The following is a 13,997-nucleotide window of genomic DNA, read 5'->3' on the forward strand; positions in this document are numbered from 1 at the left end:
AGGGTATATCCCTCTTGAGAGGGATATACCCTAACCAACGAAGGAAGGGGAAAGATATGAAAACAAGATCACTCGGTTTTGTAATGCTAGTTGTCCTCGTCGCAATATCAATGAGCGGCTGCGGATGTTTCCAGCAGCAGATGAGAGGCGAAGCCGCGCCCCCCAAGGCTCCGGAACAGGCTCAAGCTGTCGCCCCCGAAGCAAAGCCTGTTGCTCCAGTTGTAAAGGAAACCCCTTCGGCGACCGCCGTACCCGGCATAGCACTAAACGATATCAACTTTGATTTCGATAAATATAACATCAGAGAAAAGGACGCAGCTATCCTCAGAGCGGATGCCCCGTGGTTTAAAGCCAATGCAGGAAAGAGAATGAGAATCGAAGGGCATTGCGATGAGAGAGGAACAGTAGAGTACAACCTTGTCCTCGGTCAAAAGAGGGCGGATTCAACCAAGAATTTCCTCGTCAATCTTGGCATTGATGGGAAATACATTGAAACGGTAAGCTATGGGAAAGAAAAGCCTCTGGACCCGGGACATAACGAAGAGGCCTGGGCAAAGAACAGAAGGGCTCATTTCGTCCCCAACCCGTAATTTGTTGACAGACAAGGAGGGTACACCAGCTACCCTCCCTTTTTTTCTACAAACTTCAGAAGACCTTCCGCGTTATATCCCGCTAGACGCAAAGACAAAAAGAGCACTGGATGCGCCCGCTCGCATTCATCCGATGCGGATCCCCCTGCACTATCTCAACCTCATGGAGAGGGATAATCCCGGCTGTCCCATACGTAGACAAGCCGTACCGTCGTTTGAGGAACTAAAACGAGGCGGAAGTGAAGACCCGTTGTCCGAAGAGTCGTACTCGGTGACGCCGGCGCTCATCAGGAGACATCCGAACCGGGCTGTCTTTCTCGTGAGTTCGCGATGCGCCATGTACTGCAGATTCTGTAACAGGAAGAGAATGGTAGGAGGCGACTGGGACCCGCAAATTTACCGAAGAGATTCTCTCGAGTATATCGAGAAAGACGAAAAGATAGGCGAGATCATCCTCTCCGGCGGCGATCCTTTTGTGCTGGCCCCCGAGGAATTGGGGCTTATTCTCGCCGCCCTGCGCCGTATGGAAAAGATCAAGATCATCCGTGTGAGCACCAGGCTACCGGTTGTGTTTCCTCAGGGGTTCACAAAAGCCCATATCAGAGAGGTAAAGAGGTACGCCCCGCTCTGGATTGTCATTCACATCAATCATCCGAGAGAAGTGACATCTGAGTTTCTGGAAATTGCGAAAAAACTGCGACAAAGCGGCAACATGCTCGTGAGCCAGACAGTTCTTCTGCGAAACGTCAATGATTGTCCCCACGTCCTTCTGAAGCTCTTCAGTATGCTCGTTGCGGCGGGTATCAAGCCTTACTATCTTTTTCAGCTTGATGAGGCGCCGGGTACGTCCCATTTCAAGGTGCAGATCGCGAGAGGCGTCGAGATCATGAGAACCTTGAGGGGGCAGGCTTCAGGCCTTGCAATGCCCCAATATGCCCTCGATATTCCCAGGGGGCTTGGAAAAGTCCCTGTGGATCATGTTTATGTAAAAGAACCTGGAGAGAGAAAGGTGCTTGTCGAGAGTGCGATGGGTTCCTGCGGTCTCTATCAGAACGACGGGACAGAGAGCGCCTGCATGCAGTGCGGAATATGCGCTCGTAACCCATAGACGGGACATTCATTATCACAAAAATCTGCGCGCGCACGTAAGATGTGACAGAGCCTCGTGGTCAACTTCCGGCAGAGAGTTACGTTGTACGGCCCTGCGGCCTATCAGTTACCGTCTTGTGGATTTGGTTTGAAAATCGCCGCGATATAGTTCCAGGCGGAAAAAATGCTGAAAAAGAGCGCGGCGTAAAGGATATAGAGCCCGATCTGGTCGAGAACGGCATCGCTGATAAAGAAATTGTTCCCGGTGTTGAAGAGCACACAGGCTATGCCAATGATCTGGAGCATAGTTTTGAGCTTGCCGGAAAACGAGGGATAGATGGTTATGCCTTCCATCGCATAAAAGGCCCTGAGACCGTTGATAATGAATTCCCTGCAAACGAGGACGATGGTCACCCAGAGGGGCACCAGGTGTTGATAGGTGAGGGTGATGAGGACCGATGAAACGAGGAGTTTATCGGCGATAGGGTCGAGATAGAGACCGAACTTGGTGGTCATACTCAATTTTCTCGCCATGAAGCCGTCGAGGCCGTCCGTGATACCCGCAATGATGAAAAGGAGAAAGGCAAGGAAAAGAAAGCCCTTTTCCATGCATATGATGATGAACGGTATAAACAGAATTCTGACGATGCTCAATCTGTTCGGAAGCGTCCAGAGAGGCAGTTTTTCATCTTTAGCTTTCATGCGGATTTTTCAATTTGTGATAATAGGTCTTAACCCTCTGTATGTATGATTTCGTTTCTTCGTACGGCGGAACGTTCATGTTGTTGTCGATTACCCTTTTCGGACCGGCATTGTAGGCAGCGAGCATCAGCTCCAGGTTGCCTGCGAAGATCTCATCGAGATACCTCAGGTACTTCGTGCCTCCCTTGATGTTATCCTCGGGATCGAAGGGATCGTCAACCTGCATGAGCCGCGCCGTGTCAGGCATGAGTTGCATGAGCCCCTGCGCTCCTTTGTGAGACACCGCCCGGGGATTGAAGTTAGACTCGGCCTTCATCACGGCTTTCACGAGCAGGGGGTCCACGCCGTTCGTTGCGGCATGTTGCGAAATAAGATCATCATAACTCGTGTTCTCGATACTTTTTGCCACGATCGATTTGATCGCGTCTGAGATAACGACGCGGAATTTCTTGCCCACGGGAATCATATTGGTAAAATGATAGGTGCCGTTCTCATCCACGTAACCATATACGGCCGTATGCCCGAGACAGGGGTAGAGAAAAAGCATAAAACAGCATAGAAGCATTCTCAGCATCATGGCTTATTCTCTAAACTTTTTTTGTACTTGTCAAGTGATTTGCGGTGTACTAAGCTTTAGCCGTATGGATTTAAACGGAATTCTTTATGTAGTTGCCACCCCTATAGGGAATTTGAAGGACATTACTCTTCGGGCTATAGAGGTCTTGGGAGAGGTCGATTTCGTTGTGGCTGAAAGCAGCGCCCGGGCATTGAAACTCCTCAATCATCTTGCAATCAGAAAATCGATAGTATCGATCAACAGCTACAATGAGGAACGAAAAGCTAGCCAGATCGCGCAGCGGTTAAGAAAGGGCGCACGATGCGCCTTGATAACGAGCGCCGGCACGCCCGGCGTGTCAGACCCCGGAAATTATGTTGTCAGGGCCTGCTACGAAGAGGGCGTCGAGGTGAAAGCGGTGCCTGGCCCCTCGGCGGCCGTGGGAGCGGTTTCCATTTCGGGTCTATTTGCGGATCGATTCTTGTTCTTTGGCTTTATGCCGCAGAAAAAAGGTAAACAGAAGAAGATATTGAAAGAACTCGTCGCATTACCGTATCCAATGGTGTTCTACGAATCGCCGAGAAGGATTAAGGGGACGCTTGAGACTATTCGCGAAGTTTTTGGCAACAGGCAGGCTGTGATCTTCAAAGAGATGACCAAGGTCCACGAGAAGACTGTGAGAGGTAGCATAGATGCCATCCTCGAATCCTTGCCCGAAGACTGGGTCAAGGGGGAATTTACCATCATCGTTGAGGGAAGTAAGAAAGAAGTGGTTCGGGATAATGGCGGGCTGCCGGATATTGGGCGAGGGATTTGCTGATAAGACGCCTCGTGGTTCAGGCGACGCTCAATCCGGTTGCGGCTAACTCAGGGCGTGAGAGGCTCCCATATTATTCTTTGCACCCATTTGCCGATAATGTATTATATTAGGGCATGAAATCGAGAATCATACATAACGCTATGGCTTTTGTGCTTGCCGGGGGCATCGGCGTCCGGTTGCACCCCCTTACAAAAGACAGGGCCAAACCTGCGGTTCCCTTCGGGGGGAAATATCGTGTCATCGATTTCACCCTGAGTAATTGTGTCAATTCGGGCATACGTCAGATCTTTGTTCTTCCCCAGTACAAGTCACATTCGCTTATAGAGCATACAAGGGATGCGTGGAGCATCCTTAACCCGGAATTGGGTGAGTTCGTCTCGCACCTCTCTCCTGAGATGAGGGTCGGAGAGGAGTGGTACAGGGGGACGGCCGATGCGGTATATCAGAATCTGTTCCACCTTGAACAGCTCGACGCCGATTACGTGGTGATCCTCTCAGGCGATCATATCTACAAGATGGATTACAGTCATTTCATCAGATATCACCGGAGCAAGAAGGCTGATCTCACTATTTCGGCCGTCGAGACGAGCATCGACGAGGCCTCGCGGTTTGGCGTTATACAGGCAGAGGCAGACGGGAGGGTAATTGGCTTTGAAGAAAAGCCCCAGAACCCGCATCCTGTGGCCGGTAAGCCTGAGAGGGCCTTCGTTTCCATGGGCATATATGTGTTCAACAGAAATGTCTTAATCGAAATGTTGAACAAAGACGCGAAAAACGACTCATCTCATGATTTCGGAAAAGACATTATACCCTCGATGTACCCGGAGCATCGGGTATTCGTATACAGGCACGGTGCGGCAAGTGCGGAAAGAGATGCGAGCTACTGGAGGGATATCGGCACCATAGATGCGTATTGGAAGGCAAATATGGACCTGGCTTCCGTGAGCCCCGTCTTTAACCTTTATGACAGGAACTGGCCCATCAGGACTTACGAAGGTCAATATCCGCCGGCCAAGACCGTGTTTGCCGATGAGGAAAGGGGCAGGGCGGGAATGGCACTCGATTCGATCATCTGCAGTGGTGTCATCATAAGCGGCGGCAAAATAATCCAATCGATACTCTCCCCTGGGGTCCGGGTGAACAGTTACGCCGAGGTGCGTGAGTCCATACTCTTCCATAACGTGGTCATAGGGATGAGAGCAAAGGTAAGAAAGGCTATCATCGACAAGGGCGTGAGAATTCCCGACGGGATGAAAATAGGGTATGACCCCGAAAAAGACAGGGAAAGATTTTATGTATCCGAGGAGGGGATAGTGGTCATACCCAAGGGTGAAATTCTTTAGGTAAGGGCCATCTACCATCTATACGGGTGGTGAGTAAGCCTTAAGTCCGCCGTGCCTTTAAGCGACGTACGGCTCCGAAGCCTCTTAATTCTTCAAAATACGTTTCTATTTTTCCCGTTTGAACATATAATCGGCAAGGGACTGCAGGGCGTCTTTATATTGAGAGGCAGGGAATTGGGAAAGATGTCTCTTCGCGTCCGCCAGGTATCTCTCCGTGGCCACTGAAGTGTAGCCAATGCCGTCGTATTTTCGGATGAGCTTGATGATACGCTCGAAATCCCTCTGCGAGATGGTCTCTCTCTTGAGGATTCCTTCCACTGCCTTTCGTTCTTTTTCTCCGGCTGACTTTAAGGCCCATATCAGAGGGAGGGTCAGCTTGCCTTCTTTTAAGTCTGTGCCCACGTGTTTGCCCAGGACATCGTCGTATGACGTATAGTCGAGGATGTCGTCCCTCAATTGAAATGCTATACCGAGCTTATATCCGAAATTCTTCAACGCATCCCTCTGCCCTTTTGTGACATTACCGAGGATCGCCCCTATCTCACATGCGGCGGAGAAAAGAATTGCAGTCTTATTTCCGATGATTTCGAAATAGTCTTTTTCTGTGGTGTTGATGTCGGCTGTTTTGACGATCTCCAGTATCTCGCCTTCGGACAGGGCTGTGGTGGCGTGAGAAATGGTTTTCAGGATCTCGTTGTTTCCCTCACGGGACATGAGCTCAAAGGACTTGGAATAGAGGAAATCTCCAACGAGCACACTCGGCTCGTTGCCCCAGACCGTATTTACCGTGGAAAAACCCCTCCTGGTCCTCGCGTTGTCTACCACGTCATCATGAAGCAGTGTGGCGGTATGGATAAATTCTATGATGGCAGCGAAAGGAATATACTTCTCTCCCCTGTACCCGCACAATTTTGAGCAAAGGATAACGAGGATCGGCCTCACCCGCTTACCACCTGACTTCATGATGTAGTTTACGATTTCTTTGATAAATCCGATTCTGGTGGTCATGAGTTTGTCGATGGAAAGCTCCAGTTTCTTTAAATCCCTCTCCACAAGTTTGATAAAATCAGCCATGATCAACCTTTTAACGCGTAGTATTTTCTCACTTCTTCGGTGTTTTGACCGTTCTCGTGTACAATAAGCGGTTTTTCCACCAAGACGCCCACGCCGCCCTCTTTCACAAACTCGGCAAGGAACAGGTTGGCTTCCGCGTCTTTCTTGGGATACACAAGCCGCAGGCGTTTGAGCGCGAGCCTCTTCGATTGCGCTTGAGATATGAGCTCAGCCAGTCTTTTTGTCGGGTATATGACATAAAAGCGGCCCTTTGGGTTAAGAAGTGATGACGCTGCAGACAAAAGCCCGACAAGATCAAGGTGCGATTCGTAACGGGCCACATATCGAGAGTGCCCCGGACTTGTCCTTCCCGAACCTTTCTTTGTATAAGGCGGATTGGAAACAACGATGTGAAAGGGTCTGTTCTTCAGTTCGCGGACCTCTTTTCTGATATCCCCTCTCAAGAATTGCACGCGATCGCCCACTTGGTTCAAGGCCTTGTTCCTTACGGCCAGATCAAAGAGGTCTTGCTGAATTTCCACACCGAGCATGTAGTTCGTATAACCTTTCTTCGCGAGATAGATAGGTATGATACCACACCCGGTGCCAATATCCAACAATCTTTCTCGTTTCTTCAGGGTGATAAAGTTGGCGAGAAGAAATGCGTCGACGGAGAAACGATAACCATCTGCCTTTTGAATCAGCTTTAACTGCTCATCGCAGAGGATATCGAGCGTTTCCGAATTCCCGACCGCATCACGCATACTGATAAAAAACAAGACCGGTGAGTATCTTAGGATAGAAGAAGGTCGATTTTGGCGGCATGTAGAGGCTGTTGTCCGCTATGTCCTTGACCTCTTCGACACTCGTGGGGGGAAGAAAGAATGCAAGGTCCAGGGCTCCTTCACGAACAGAATCGACTGTTTCGTAATGGTCCTGGGTGAAGGAAATCTCTTCGTCTTTTATTTTCAAAAGGTCTTTGATTACCCCGGCGTGGATCGCATTGACTTTCAATCTCTTGAGGGAGCGACGTACGTCCAGGGCTTCGTAAGAAGGTATGGGCTTGTTTTGGGTTACAATGTAGAGGTTGTTGGCATCATCTTTGGAATAAAGCACGAAGGAAAGCCTGGAGGACTTCTCAACGGCTGTGAGGGCCTGCTTCACAGAACCCCTGTCTTTGTATGGATGAGGCGCAACATCAAAGTAGTCCGAGAGGAGGCTGAGCATTTCACCCAGGGGACGCTCTTTTTCGAACTTGACGATCCGGTGATACGGGAGGATTACAATACCCTGTGAGTACATGTTGGTCAGATAAAGGGGCACGTAGGGGACACCGAGCCTGTACGACACATCAAGTCTGTGGTGTCCATCCGCTATGTAAATCTTCTTCTCACCCATCATGGCACTAAGCGCCGTAACCGCATCGTTGTCAGTCATTCTGTAGAACCGGTTACGGATCGACTGCTCATCCACGAAGTCGTAGATCTTCTCTTTGAGAGGACCGGCGAGGATATTCTCGATCGCAAGATCTTTGTCCTCGTAGAGGCCAAAGATGAGACTCGTATATGTTTTCAACGTGCCGATCAGCTGCTCGCGATCTGCCTTGGCCTTCTTTCTGGTTTCTTCATGCGTCAGTATGCGTTCTTTATCGAGTTTGTGGAGGGCGATAAAACCCCTTCTGAGAAACGGCTGATTCTCCAGCTCAAATTCCTGCTCATACACATAGACTGCCTCGCTTGCATCACGCGACAAGACACCTTCTTTCAGCCACTCGTCCATGGTACGCCGGGCGGTCTCATACTGGTTCAAGGGAGGGGCGGCCTGAGGCAGCTCGAGGCGTATGGCATTCAGATTGTGCTTTTTATAGTAGGGCTCGACCTGCGAGATCACGTCGTAGGGCGGACATACCACGGAAGAGACGTCACTGACCTTCTGTTTGTTGTAAAGAATTCCTTTGAACGGTTTTGTCAGGGCGTCCCGCATAGAATATATGTGTTAACACATGGGATTATTATCTGTCAAAGGGTTTGTCTTGTTTGTCTTCGTTGCCATGAAAGTATTGACAGAGGCCAAATGATTATGTTTTAAATAAGCATCAAATGCCGAGGTAGCTCAGTCGGTAGAGCAGGGGACTGAAAATCCCCGTGTCAGTGGTTCAATTCCGCTCCTCGGCATTTCTTCTTTCTTGGATTATCAAGGATTTATCGCTTTTCACCGTCTATCCCCTATAACCAGAAATAGAAATTATGCCTGAATTAAGACCATTCTGAGCTATTATGTCTTTGTGCTGCTCAAACTGCATTGAAAGTCTTTCGCTGGCATCCTTCAGGTTCTCTTCATTGACTATGTTGTAGCGGTCAAATACTGATCTTGTTTTATGTCCTGATATCTTCATTGCTGTTTTTTCCGGTATGCCGCAATTGACCATATTTCTTACAGCGCTTCTTCTGAGGTCATGGAATAGCTTTAATTCGATTCCTGCATCGTCAAAGGCCTTAATCCAGGCCTTACGAAAATCAACTATTCTATGGCCCTTACAGAAGAATACAAAGGGACATTGGGGGTATCCCTGGTCTCTGACTTTCTGCTGATTCAGGATTGTTTCATACAGTTCACCGGAAAGATAAATTACCCGCTGTTCATCATTCTTTGTCGTTCCCGCATCGAGGGTTATCTTCTTATCGAAGATGTTCACTTGTTTCCAGGTCAAGGATAAGATTTCTTCTTTCCTCATGCCCGTATGGTATCCCATGACAAGAACGGGTTTCAGATAGTCCGGTAAAGCATCTTTCAGCCTCAAATAATCCGTAACCTCAAAAAAGCCTGTCCTTGTGTTCCTTTCTTCGAGCATAGGAATATATGGTATTTGATTGACCTTTCTCGGTGTATGCCTTACCGCAAGTGTAAACATCCTTTTCAATGCCGAAAGCTCTCTGTTGATGGTAGCATTTTCAGCACCTTCTTCCTGCCTTACAGCGATATAGTTCTTTATCTTGTCTGTGCTGATATCGTTCGCTCTGTGCCCCTCGAAGTATTTCTTTAGATGGCCTACGCTTCTTTCGGCTCTTATAAGAGACTTTCGTGCATTGATCTGATAGTCAACGATCAAATCCTTTGCGAGTTCATCAAAGAGGGTTCTTTCAGCTTTCAGACCCACAAACTGCCCCTGCATGATCTGCCCCTCTCTGAGCTTCAAGAGTCTCTCGGCATCGCTAATCTTCTCTGAATGAACACATTCCCGATAGGGCTTTCCGTTGCGGTAATATTTGATAGTCCATGTCTTGCCGTTGTTCTGCTTATAGATCGAACCCATTGTTTACACCTCCCTTTTCGTTTTCTTTTTCCGTGTCCCTTTGCCTTTCTTCACCTCCTTGTTCTTACACTCCAATGCATCAAGGGCAAGATGCAGGAATGATGGTATTTCTTTCCGGTGAACGCTTCTTTCCCATTTGCTCACCGTCATGGGATGAACACCGAGTGCTTCAGCAAGTTGAACCTGTGTATATCCGTTACGATTGCGCCATTCTATAAGGTCTTGGGGCTTCATCTTAATTAAGTATAAGATAAGCGATTCGCTTAGTCAAGTTTATTTTCATAATATTTATTTGCATTGCTCTGTTATAAGAGAATACCTCCGGGTCAATCGTTGGGGGGGATGGAAATGATTGAGTTGCGTTCCCGGAGGTAAGAAGAATTATAGGATACGGCACTGTATTCACTCCTTACATGATGTGCATCATAATAAGTAATTTTTGTTCTGTGGCCGATAAGTCATATCTGTAGCTAATAAGTAAGAGTTTGTTTGTTTTGGTTTATCCATTGGTCAAGGTCTCTGACATCGATGAAAATTCTTTTGCCATCTCGGATATGAGGAAGCTTACCGTCCCATAACATTTGCCGAACAGAGTTCAAAGACCTACCAAGATACATGGCGGTATCCTGTAAGCTGTACAGCCTTTTCTGCGGTCTTTGCTCAGCCTTACGCATCATATGCCCGATAGAATACGGTCAGAACAGGGGATTCTGTATCCAACGCGCCTTTGGAAAGCATTGGTATTGGTGAGTCCGTGAAGGTGTATGCCCGTATTATGCCCGGCCCTACATTGTCGAAGGGTCGATCCTGTTTTGACAGCCGATACGATCATCTGAACGTCTTCAGGTTCAAAGACTCGGCCCTTGGGGGGTGCCGGGGGTCTATATGGCCATACATGGGCAATGTAAACCGCCCCCGCCGTAACAAGGTTAATTTGGTTCAATCTCTATAACCTCTCGGTCACCATCTTCCTTGTGCCTTTGTCTTTGTAGCTCCGCAATGGAATTTATGATAATCAACGTGTCACGGTGGCCCTCATCTTCAGGCTTGTAGGAACCATCAAGCTTGAATGTCTGATCCAATGCTTTCAGACTGACATTAGGGTCTCTGTTGTCGATATGTTGTTTCAATTTCAACACCCGGTAGCTTTTTGTAAGCCCGTGATGATCCATAAGTTCATCAATGGCCACATTGACGGTAGGACTGCCCATAAGTTGTGAGCCGATCACCTTCGCGCTTCTTCTCGATGTCACCTCATAGCTTTCAAGTGCTGCCTCCGTGTTTGTCTTTCCCTGTGATTTTGCCATCACGAAAGCTCTTTCCTTCTTGGTAAGATCATACTTATCAAGGACTGATTCCGGTGAGGGTAGTAATCTCTTGAGCCTTTTACATACTGCCACGGGAGACACGTTGAAGAATGCTGCAATTTCCTTTTGTGACTTCCCCTCCTTGTGCATCGCTAACAACCTGTCATCGTCAATTATCTTTGCTCGCATAACTCTTAACCTCCGAAGCATGGTTATTTAACCGTCATGGTTAATCGTTCCTGCAATAATCTTCCTTGGTGAATGGTCTTGTGTTCACCGAATGATATTGTGTTTCTCTGTGGTATCTCGGAGAAGAGGCTCTCCGCACATTGCACGTACTCGTGCAAAATCGCTTGTGCGTCATCCTCTGTAAGTCTTCGGGCGATTCCACGGTCAATCAACGTCTGTTCATCGATGACCTTCACCATCTGTCCCGGTTGTACTATCTTGCTATTCATACGGATAGGTTTGAGGATCTTCAGAAGGTCCATGGTTCACCTTTCACTTTGGGAATGTCTGTTTCGGTCTCCCGGACAAAGACATCATTCCCTGTCTCTGTCCTTTCTGTCTTAATACCGGCTGGACAGTCAGACAATGCAGTGTTATCAACGCTGCGCAATGTGGTTTCAGAGGGTTTTGTCTTATCGCTTTTGGACTCTGTCTTACTGTCCTTATCTATATGTGGTTGGACAATAGGACAATAAAGAACCGCCCGGCCCCTTCCTTCGGTGCGCTTCGTTTCCCAATATTTTCCGATCCCCTTGTTGAAGAGTCTTATTGCCTTCCCTTTCGAGCTTATACCAAGTTTTGTTTTGACAAGATCATAGAACCGTGATTGCTTTAGGGGTTCCCTTTCTTCCCTGAGAAGGTCGTATATCTCTTCGAGTTCCTCAGTGTCCGGGTCGGGTGCTACGACAAAGCCATGTTCCTTCTGAAACTCAAGGAAGATATGAAAAGGTTCATACCGGGTCTTGTGCTTTGTTCCGAAACGGTAATAGACATTTTCGCTGTCCTCATCGTCCGTTTCTTCGAGGCTGCCTTTTCTCACCTTATGCAAGCTCAAGACGTGGTCGGCAAGGTCAAGAATAGCGGTACTCCCCTTGTACGTCTGGTCGTTTCCTTTGGGCGTATGATGGAGAAGCAGGATCGTAAAACCCACGTCTCTGAGTTCCTTTAACCGGGTCATTACGTCTGCCATTTGCCGCGAGTCGTTTTCGTCTTTTGTCTGTGAAGCTCTGAGGGTGTCATAGATGAGAAGGCCCACGGGCAGGGTCTTGTATAGTTCCCATTCTCTTGCGTCAATCTTGGGCGGTCTCATTTCATTCGTGTTGTGCCAGTAGAGGACATCGGCAGCCTCTATCTTCTTCACCCTTTCCACAAGGACAGGGAGAGAGTTTTCGTAATCAACATAGACCACCGGACATTGAAAGGTCTCTAATCCCATGAAGAGTATTCCCTTTGATACCGCATGAGCGAGCGTCAAGGTAACCCATGTCTTTCCGATACCGCCCCGACCATGAAGAAGGGTAATGCTCTGTTTCGGTATCAGGTTAGCAACAAGCCATTCAACCTTAATGTCCAGGGCCATGAGGTCGGAACCTTTTTTCAGGACGGCAAGAGGGTCGAAAGACGGCTTGTTACTGTCCAGTGGGTTTTGAATACCCCCCTCTGTAAACCCTTGATAGTCCTTCGTTGTCTTATTGTCCTTTCTGTCCGGTGTATATATATACGGACTATTGGACAGTATCGTAGACATGAACGGTTTCAGCGAATCTGCCCCGCTTATCCGTTCCCGCGCATCCCTCCACCTGTGATCTTTACAGGATTCATGAAAGCATTGATAGAATTCCTTTCCCTCTGAGGTAATCCCTATGGCAGACTCATTCGATGTATGCGCCGGGTCAAAGACACATTCTTTGAGACAGTATAGGGTCGAGCTTCCATTCTGTTTTACCTTTACAACCTCAACCCCGTAATGCTTCAGGTATGCTTCAACATCAAAACCATTCTTCCTCTTGGCCCGTGTATCCTGTTCATTTGTGCCTAAAATGCTCTGTGCGCGTTCCAATGCTTCTCGGCTTATGGTTTCCATTACTTACCCCCCAGGTCTTCAATATAGGCCATCCTATGGGGTCTGCCGTCCCTGTGTTGATTGGCGGGTAGTTCATCGCCTTTACACGCCTTCGTTCCGTAGAGCTTCCATATACGCGCCGGATTAAATACGGTAGTGTCAATCTTTACCTTGTCCGTATTGAATCGCTGTGCGAGTCCCTCAAGGGTATTCTTTATAAAGTCTTGATTCTCTTTGTTGACTGGCAGGTCTGGCAATCCATAAAGCAAATGCCCGCCGTTACCTGACATGGCTTTGACAGGTTTAGGAAAGGGAAGATTATCGGCAATCCAGCAAGACACCGTCTCTCTGAGGTCAAGGGCTTCTTTTAGCTCGGTATCGCTTGAGGAAATGCCCGAAGGTCTCACAGGATCAAGGTCGATAGGAAGCCGGCGATAGGCAAGGACATTATTGTCAGAGGTTGTCAAAATACCCGCCTTCATTCTATTAAAGGCCCTCGCTAACAGCCGCCGATCAATTACTTGTAACGTGAAATAGATACCATCGTGAGATTGTCCGTCCAGTGTCTTTGCGGCTTCGCAGAAAGCGCCATGGTCATCGAAATAGCCCGATATCGCGCCTCGGACATTTTCGCCGTTTATGCGGCCCTTAAAATGAGGCACACGGATTTCTACAACCTCGCCAGGGTTGAAGAAGGTATCAAAAATTGGTTTTTCGAAAAGAGTGCGAGTTTTATCGGATAAAGGATTGTCCATACCATTCCCCATTTCCATTTCTTGTTTCCTTCGCGGAGAGCATTTTTCCACGAAGGGTTTTCACGGTAGTCACAAAGTCGGCCACCGGAACATCAACATTACCATTGAAGAGATTCATCAGCCGATACACCTGATCGTCTGCTTCAAAGGTGAAGACCACTTTGCCGCTTTTGAGTTCGAGCGCTGGTTCTATACCGTGTAGTGAGAGGAAAGAGGAAAGATAAATATCGAGAAGATTGATTTTCCGTGTCTCTGCCATTTGCCCTCCTTTGTCGCCGGATCAATGTCCGTGTCCATGTGTGGCATTTTACGGCAAGAAAACGGAATCTATTGTAACTAAAGGCTTGTTATTTTGACGGGGCTGCGGTGTCGGGGTTACAAAATATTCAGTTGCTTAA

Annotated in this window: 15 protein-coding genes and 1 tRNA gene; 5 read left to right on the forward strand and 11 right to left on the reverse strand. The window is 48.1% G+C overall.

All coding sequences use genetic code 11. The annotated features are described in order from the left end of the window. Positions 1 to 56: 56 nt before the first annotated feature. Positions 57 to 590, forward strand: a complete 534-nt coding sequence (gene pal, locus VMT62_11955; protein ID HVN97136.1) for a peptidoglycan-associated lipoprotein Pal — start codon at positions 57 to 59, stop codon at positions 588 to 590. Then, complete coding sequence (locus VMT62_11960) at positions 505 to 1,698, forward strand: KamA family radical SAM protein (protein HVN97137.1); 1,194 nt, start codon at positions 505 to 507, stop codon at positions 1,696 to 1,698. The genes pal and VMT62_11960 overlap by 86 nt, the downstream gene beginning before the upstream one ends. 104 nt (positions 1,699 to 1,802) lie before the next feature. Here VMT62_11960 and pgsA read toward each other — a convergent pair whose 3' ends face one another. Together pgsA and VMT62_11970 are read right to left on the reverse strand one after the other, a co-directional pair. Continuing rightward, on the reverse strand, positions 1,803 to 2,381 hold the full coding sequence (gene pgsA / locus VMT62_11965; protein ID HVN97138.1) for a CDP-diacylglycerol--glycerol-3-phosphate 3-phosphatidyltransferase: 579 nt from the start codon (positions 2,379 to 2,381) through the stop codon (positions 1,803 to 1,805). After that, positions 2,371 to 2,958, reverse strand: coding sequence for a transglycosylase SLT domain-containing protein (locus tag VMT62_11970; GenBank protein HVN97139.1), 588 nt, complete (start codon positions 2,956 to 2,958; stop codon positions 2,371 to 2,373). The genes pgsA and VMT62_11970 overlap by 11 nt, the downstream gene beginning before the upstream one ends. A 64-nt stretch (positions 2,959 to 3,022) precedes the next feature. Between VMT62_11970 and rsmI the strand changes: the two genes are divergently transcribed. Beyond that, positions 3,023 to 3,757, forward strand: a complete 735-nt coding sequence (gene rsmI, locus VMT62_11975; protein HVN97140.1) for a 16S rRNA (cytidine(1402)-2'-O)-methyltransferase — start codon at positions 3,023 to 3,025, stop codon at positions 3,755 to 3,757. A 113-nt stretch (positions 3,758 to 3,870) separates the two neighbouring features. Next, positions 3,871 to 5,100: a glucose-1-phosphate adenylyltransferase gene (gene glgC, locus VMT62_11980; protein ID HVN97141.1), complete on the forward strand. Its 1,230-nt coding sequence runs from the start codon at positions 3,871 to 3,873 to the stop codon at positions 5,098 to 5,100. Between the two features lie 105 nt (positions 5,101 to 5,205). On the opposite strand, the gene VMT62_11985 is transcribed toward glgC, so the two are convergent. The 3 genes from VMT62_11985 to VMT62_11995 are packed head-to-tail and all read right to left on the reverse strand — an operon-like array spanning position 5,206 to position 8,136. Beyond that, positions 5,206 to 6,174, reverse strand: coding sequence for a polyprenyl synthetase family protein (locus VMT62_11985; protein HVN97142.1), 969 nt, complete (start codon positions 6,172 to 6,174; stop codon positions 5,206 to 5,208). Positions 6,175 to 6,176: 2 nt separating this feature from the next. Next, positions 6,177 to 6,932 (reverse strand): methyltransferase, encoded by a 756-nt coding sequence (locus VMT62_11990; GenBank protein HVN97143.1) that lies wholly within the window; start codon positions 6,930 to 6,932, stop codon positions 6,177 to 6,179. Beyond that, entirely contained in the window at positions 6,910 to 8,136 is a 1,227-nt protein-coding gene (locus VMT62_11995; GenBank protein ID HVN97144.1) for a DUF1015 domain-containing protein, read from the reverse strand. The genes VMT62_11990 and VMT62_11995 overlap by 23 nt, the downstream gene beginning before the upstream one ends. Positions 8,137 to 8,254: 118 nt before the next feature. Between VMT62_11995 and VMT62_12000 the strand changes: the two genes are divergently transcribed. Beyond that, positions 8,255 to 8,327 (forward strand) — tRNA-Phe (locus tag VMT62_12000). A gap of 44 nt (positions 8,328 to 8,371) precedes the next feature. Here VMT62_12000 and VMT62_12005 read toward each other — a convergent pair. The 6 genes from VMT62_12005 to VMT62_12030 all read right to left on the reverse strand — a co-directional run bounded on the left by VMT62_12005 (position 8,372) and on the right by VMT62_12030 (position 13,858). Beyond that, positions 8,372 to 9,349 (reverse strand): site-specific integrase, encoded by a 978-nt coding sequence (locus VMT62_12005; GenBank protein ID HVN97145.1) that lies wholly within the window; start codon positions 9,347 to 9,349, stop codon positions 8,372 to 8,374. Positions 9,350 to 10,395: 1,046 nt separating this feature from the next. After that, the gene (locus tag VMT62_12010) at positions 10,396 to 10,962 is read right to left on the reverse strand and encodes a hypothetical protein (GenBank protein ID HVN97146.1); all 567 of its coding nucleotides are present in this window, start codon (positions 10,960 to 10,962) and stop codon (positions 10,396 to 10,398) included. 23 nt (positions 10,963 to 10,985) lie between these two features. Then, positions 10,986 to 11,264 (reverse strand): hypothetical protein, encoded by a 279-nt coding sequence (locus tag VMT62_12015; protein ID HVN97147.1) that lies wholly within the window; start codon positions 11,262 to 11,264, stop codon positions 10,986 to 10,988. Continuing rightward, positions 11,252 to 12,865 (reverse strand): AAA family ATPase, encoded by a 1,614-nt coding sequence (locus tag VMT62_12020; protein HVN97148.1) that lies wholly within the window; start codon positions 12,863 to 12,865, stop codon positions 11,252 to 11,254. The genes VMT62_12015 and VMT62_12020 overlap by 13 nt, the downstream gene beginning before the upstream one ends. Then, positions 12,865 to 13,599 (reverse strand): hypothetical protein, encoded by a 735-nt coding sequence (locus VMT62_12025; protein HVN97149.1) that lies wholly within the window; start codon positions 13,597 to 13,599, stop codon positions 12,865 to 12,867. Before VMT62_12025 ends, VMT62_12020 begins: the two co-directional genes overlap by 1 nt. Next, complete coding sequence (locus VMT62_12030) at positions 13,577 to 13,858, reverse strand: DUF5659 domain-containing protein (protein HVN97150.1); 282 nt, start codon at positions 13,856 to 13,858, stop codon at positions 13,577 to 13,579. Before VMT62_12030 ends, VMT62_12025 begins: the two co-directional genes overlap by 23 nt. Positions 13,859 to 13,997 lie beyond the last annotated feature (139 nt).

The organism is Syntrophorhabdaceae bacterium, assembly GCA_035541755.1.
In the GTDB taxonomy this organism is placed as follows: Bacteria; Desulfobacterota; Syntrophorhabdia; order Syntrophorhabdales; family Syntrophorhabdaceae; genus PNOF01.

Bases quoted from the DNA above. Each gene is read 5' to 3' on its own strand.
- pal (HVN97136.1), top strand. From the start codon at position 57: ATGAAAACAAGATCACTCGGTTTTGTAATGCTAGTTGTCCTCGTCGCA.
- VMT62_11960 (HVN97137.1), top strand. From the start codon at position 505: ATGGGAAAGAAAAGCCTCTGGACCCGGGACATAACGAAGAGGCCTGGG.
- pgsA (HVN97138.1), bottom strand. From the start codon at position 2,381: ATGAAAGCTAAAGATGAAAAACTGCCTCTCTGGACGCTTCCGAACAGA.
- VMT62_11970 (HVN97139.1), bottom strand. From the start codon at position 2,958: ATGATGCTGAGAATGCTTCTATGCTGTTTTATGCTTTTTCTCTACCCC.
- rsmI (HVN97140.1), top strand. From the start codon at position 3,023: ATGGATTTAAACGGAATTCTTTATGTAGTTGCCACCCCTATAGGGAAT.
- glgC (HVN97141.1), top strand. From the start codon at position 3,871: ATGAAATCGAGAATCATACATAACGCTATGGCTTTTGTGCTTGCCGGG.
- VMT62_11985 (HVN97142.1), bottom strand. From the start codon at position 6,174: ATGGCTGATTTTATCAAACTTGTGGAGAGGGATTTAAAGAAACTGGAG.
- VMT62_11995 (HVN97144.1), bottom strand. From the start codon at position 8,136: ATGCGGGACGCCCTGACAAAACCGTTCAAAGGAATTCTTTACAACAAA.
- VMT62_12010 (HVN97146.1), bottom strand. From the start codon at position 10,962: ATGCGAGCAAAGATAATTGACGATGACAGGTTGTTAGCGATGCACAAG.
- VMT62_12015 (HVN97147.1), bottom strand. From the start codon at position 11,264: ATGGACCTTCTGAAGATCCTCAAACCTATCCGTATGAATAGCAAGATA.
- VMT62_12020 (HVN97148.1), bottom strand. From the start codon at position 12,865: ATGGAAACCATAAGCCGAGAAGCATTGGAACGCGCACAGAGCATTTTA.
- VMT62_12025 (HVN97149.1), bottom strand. From the start codon at position 13,599: ATGGACAATCCTTTATCCGATAAAACTCGCACTCTTTTCGAAAAACCA.
- VMT62_12030 (HVN97150.1), bottom strand. From the start codon at position 13,858: ATGGCAGAGACACGGAAAATCAATCTTCTCGATATTTATCTTTCCTCT.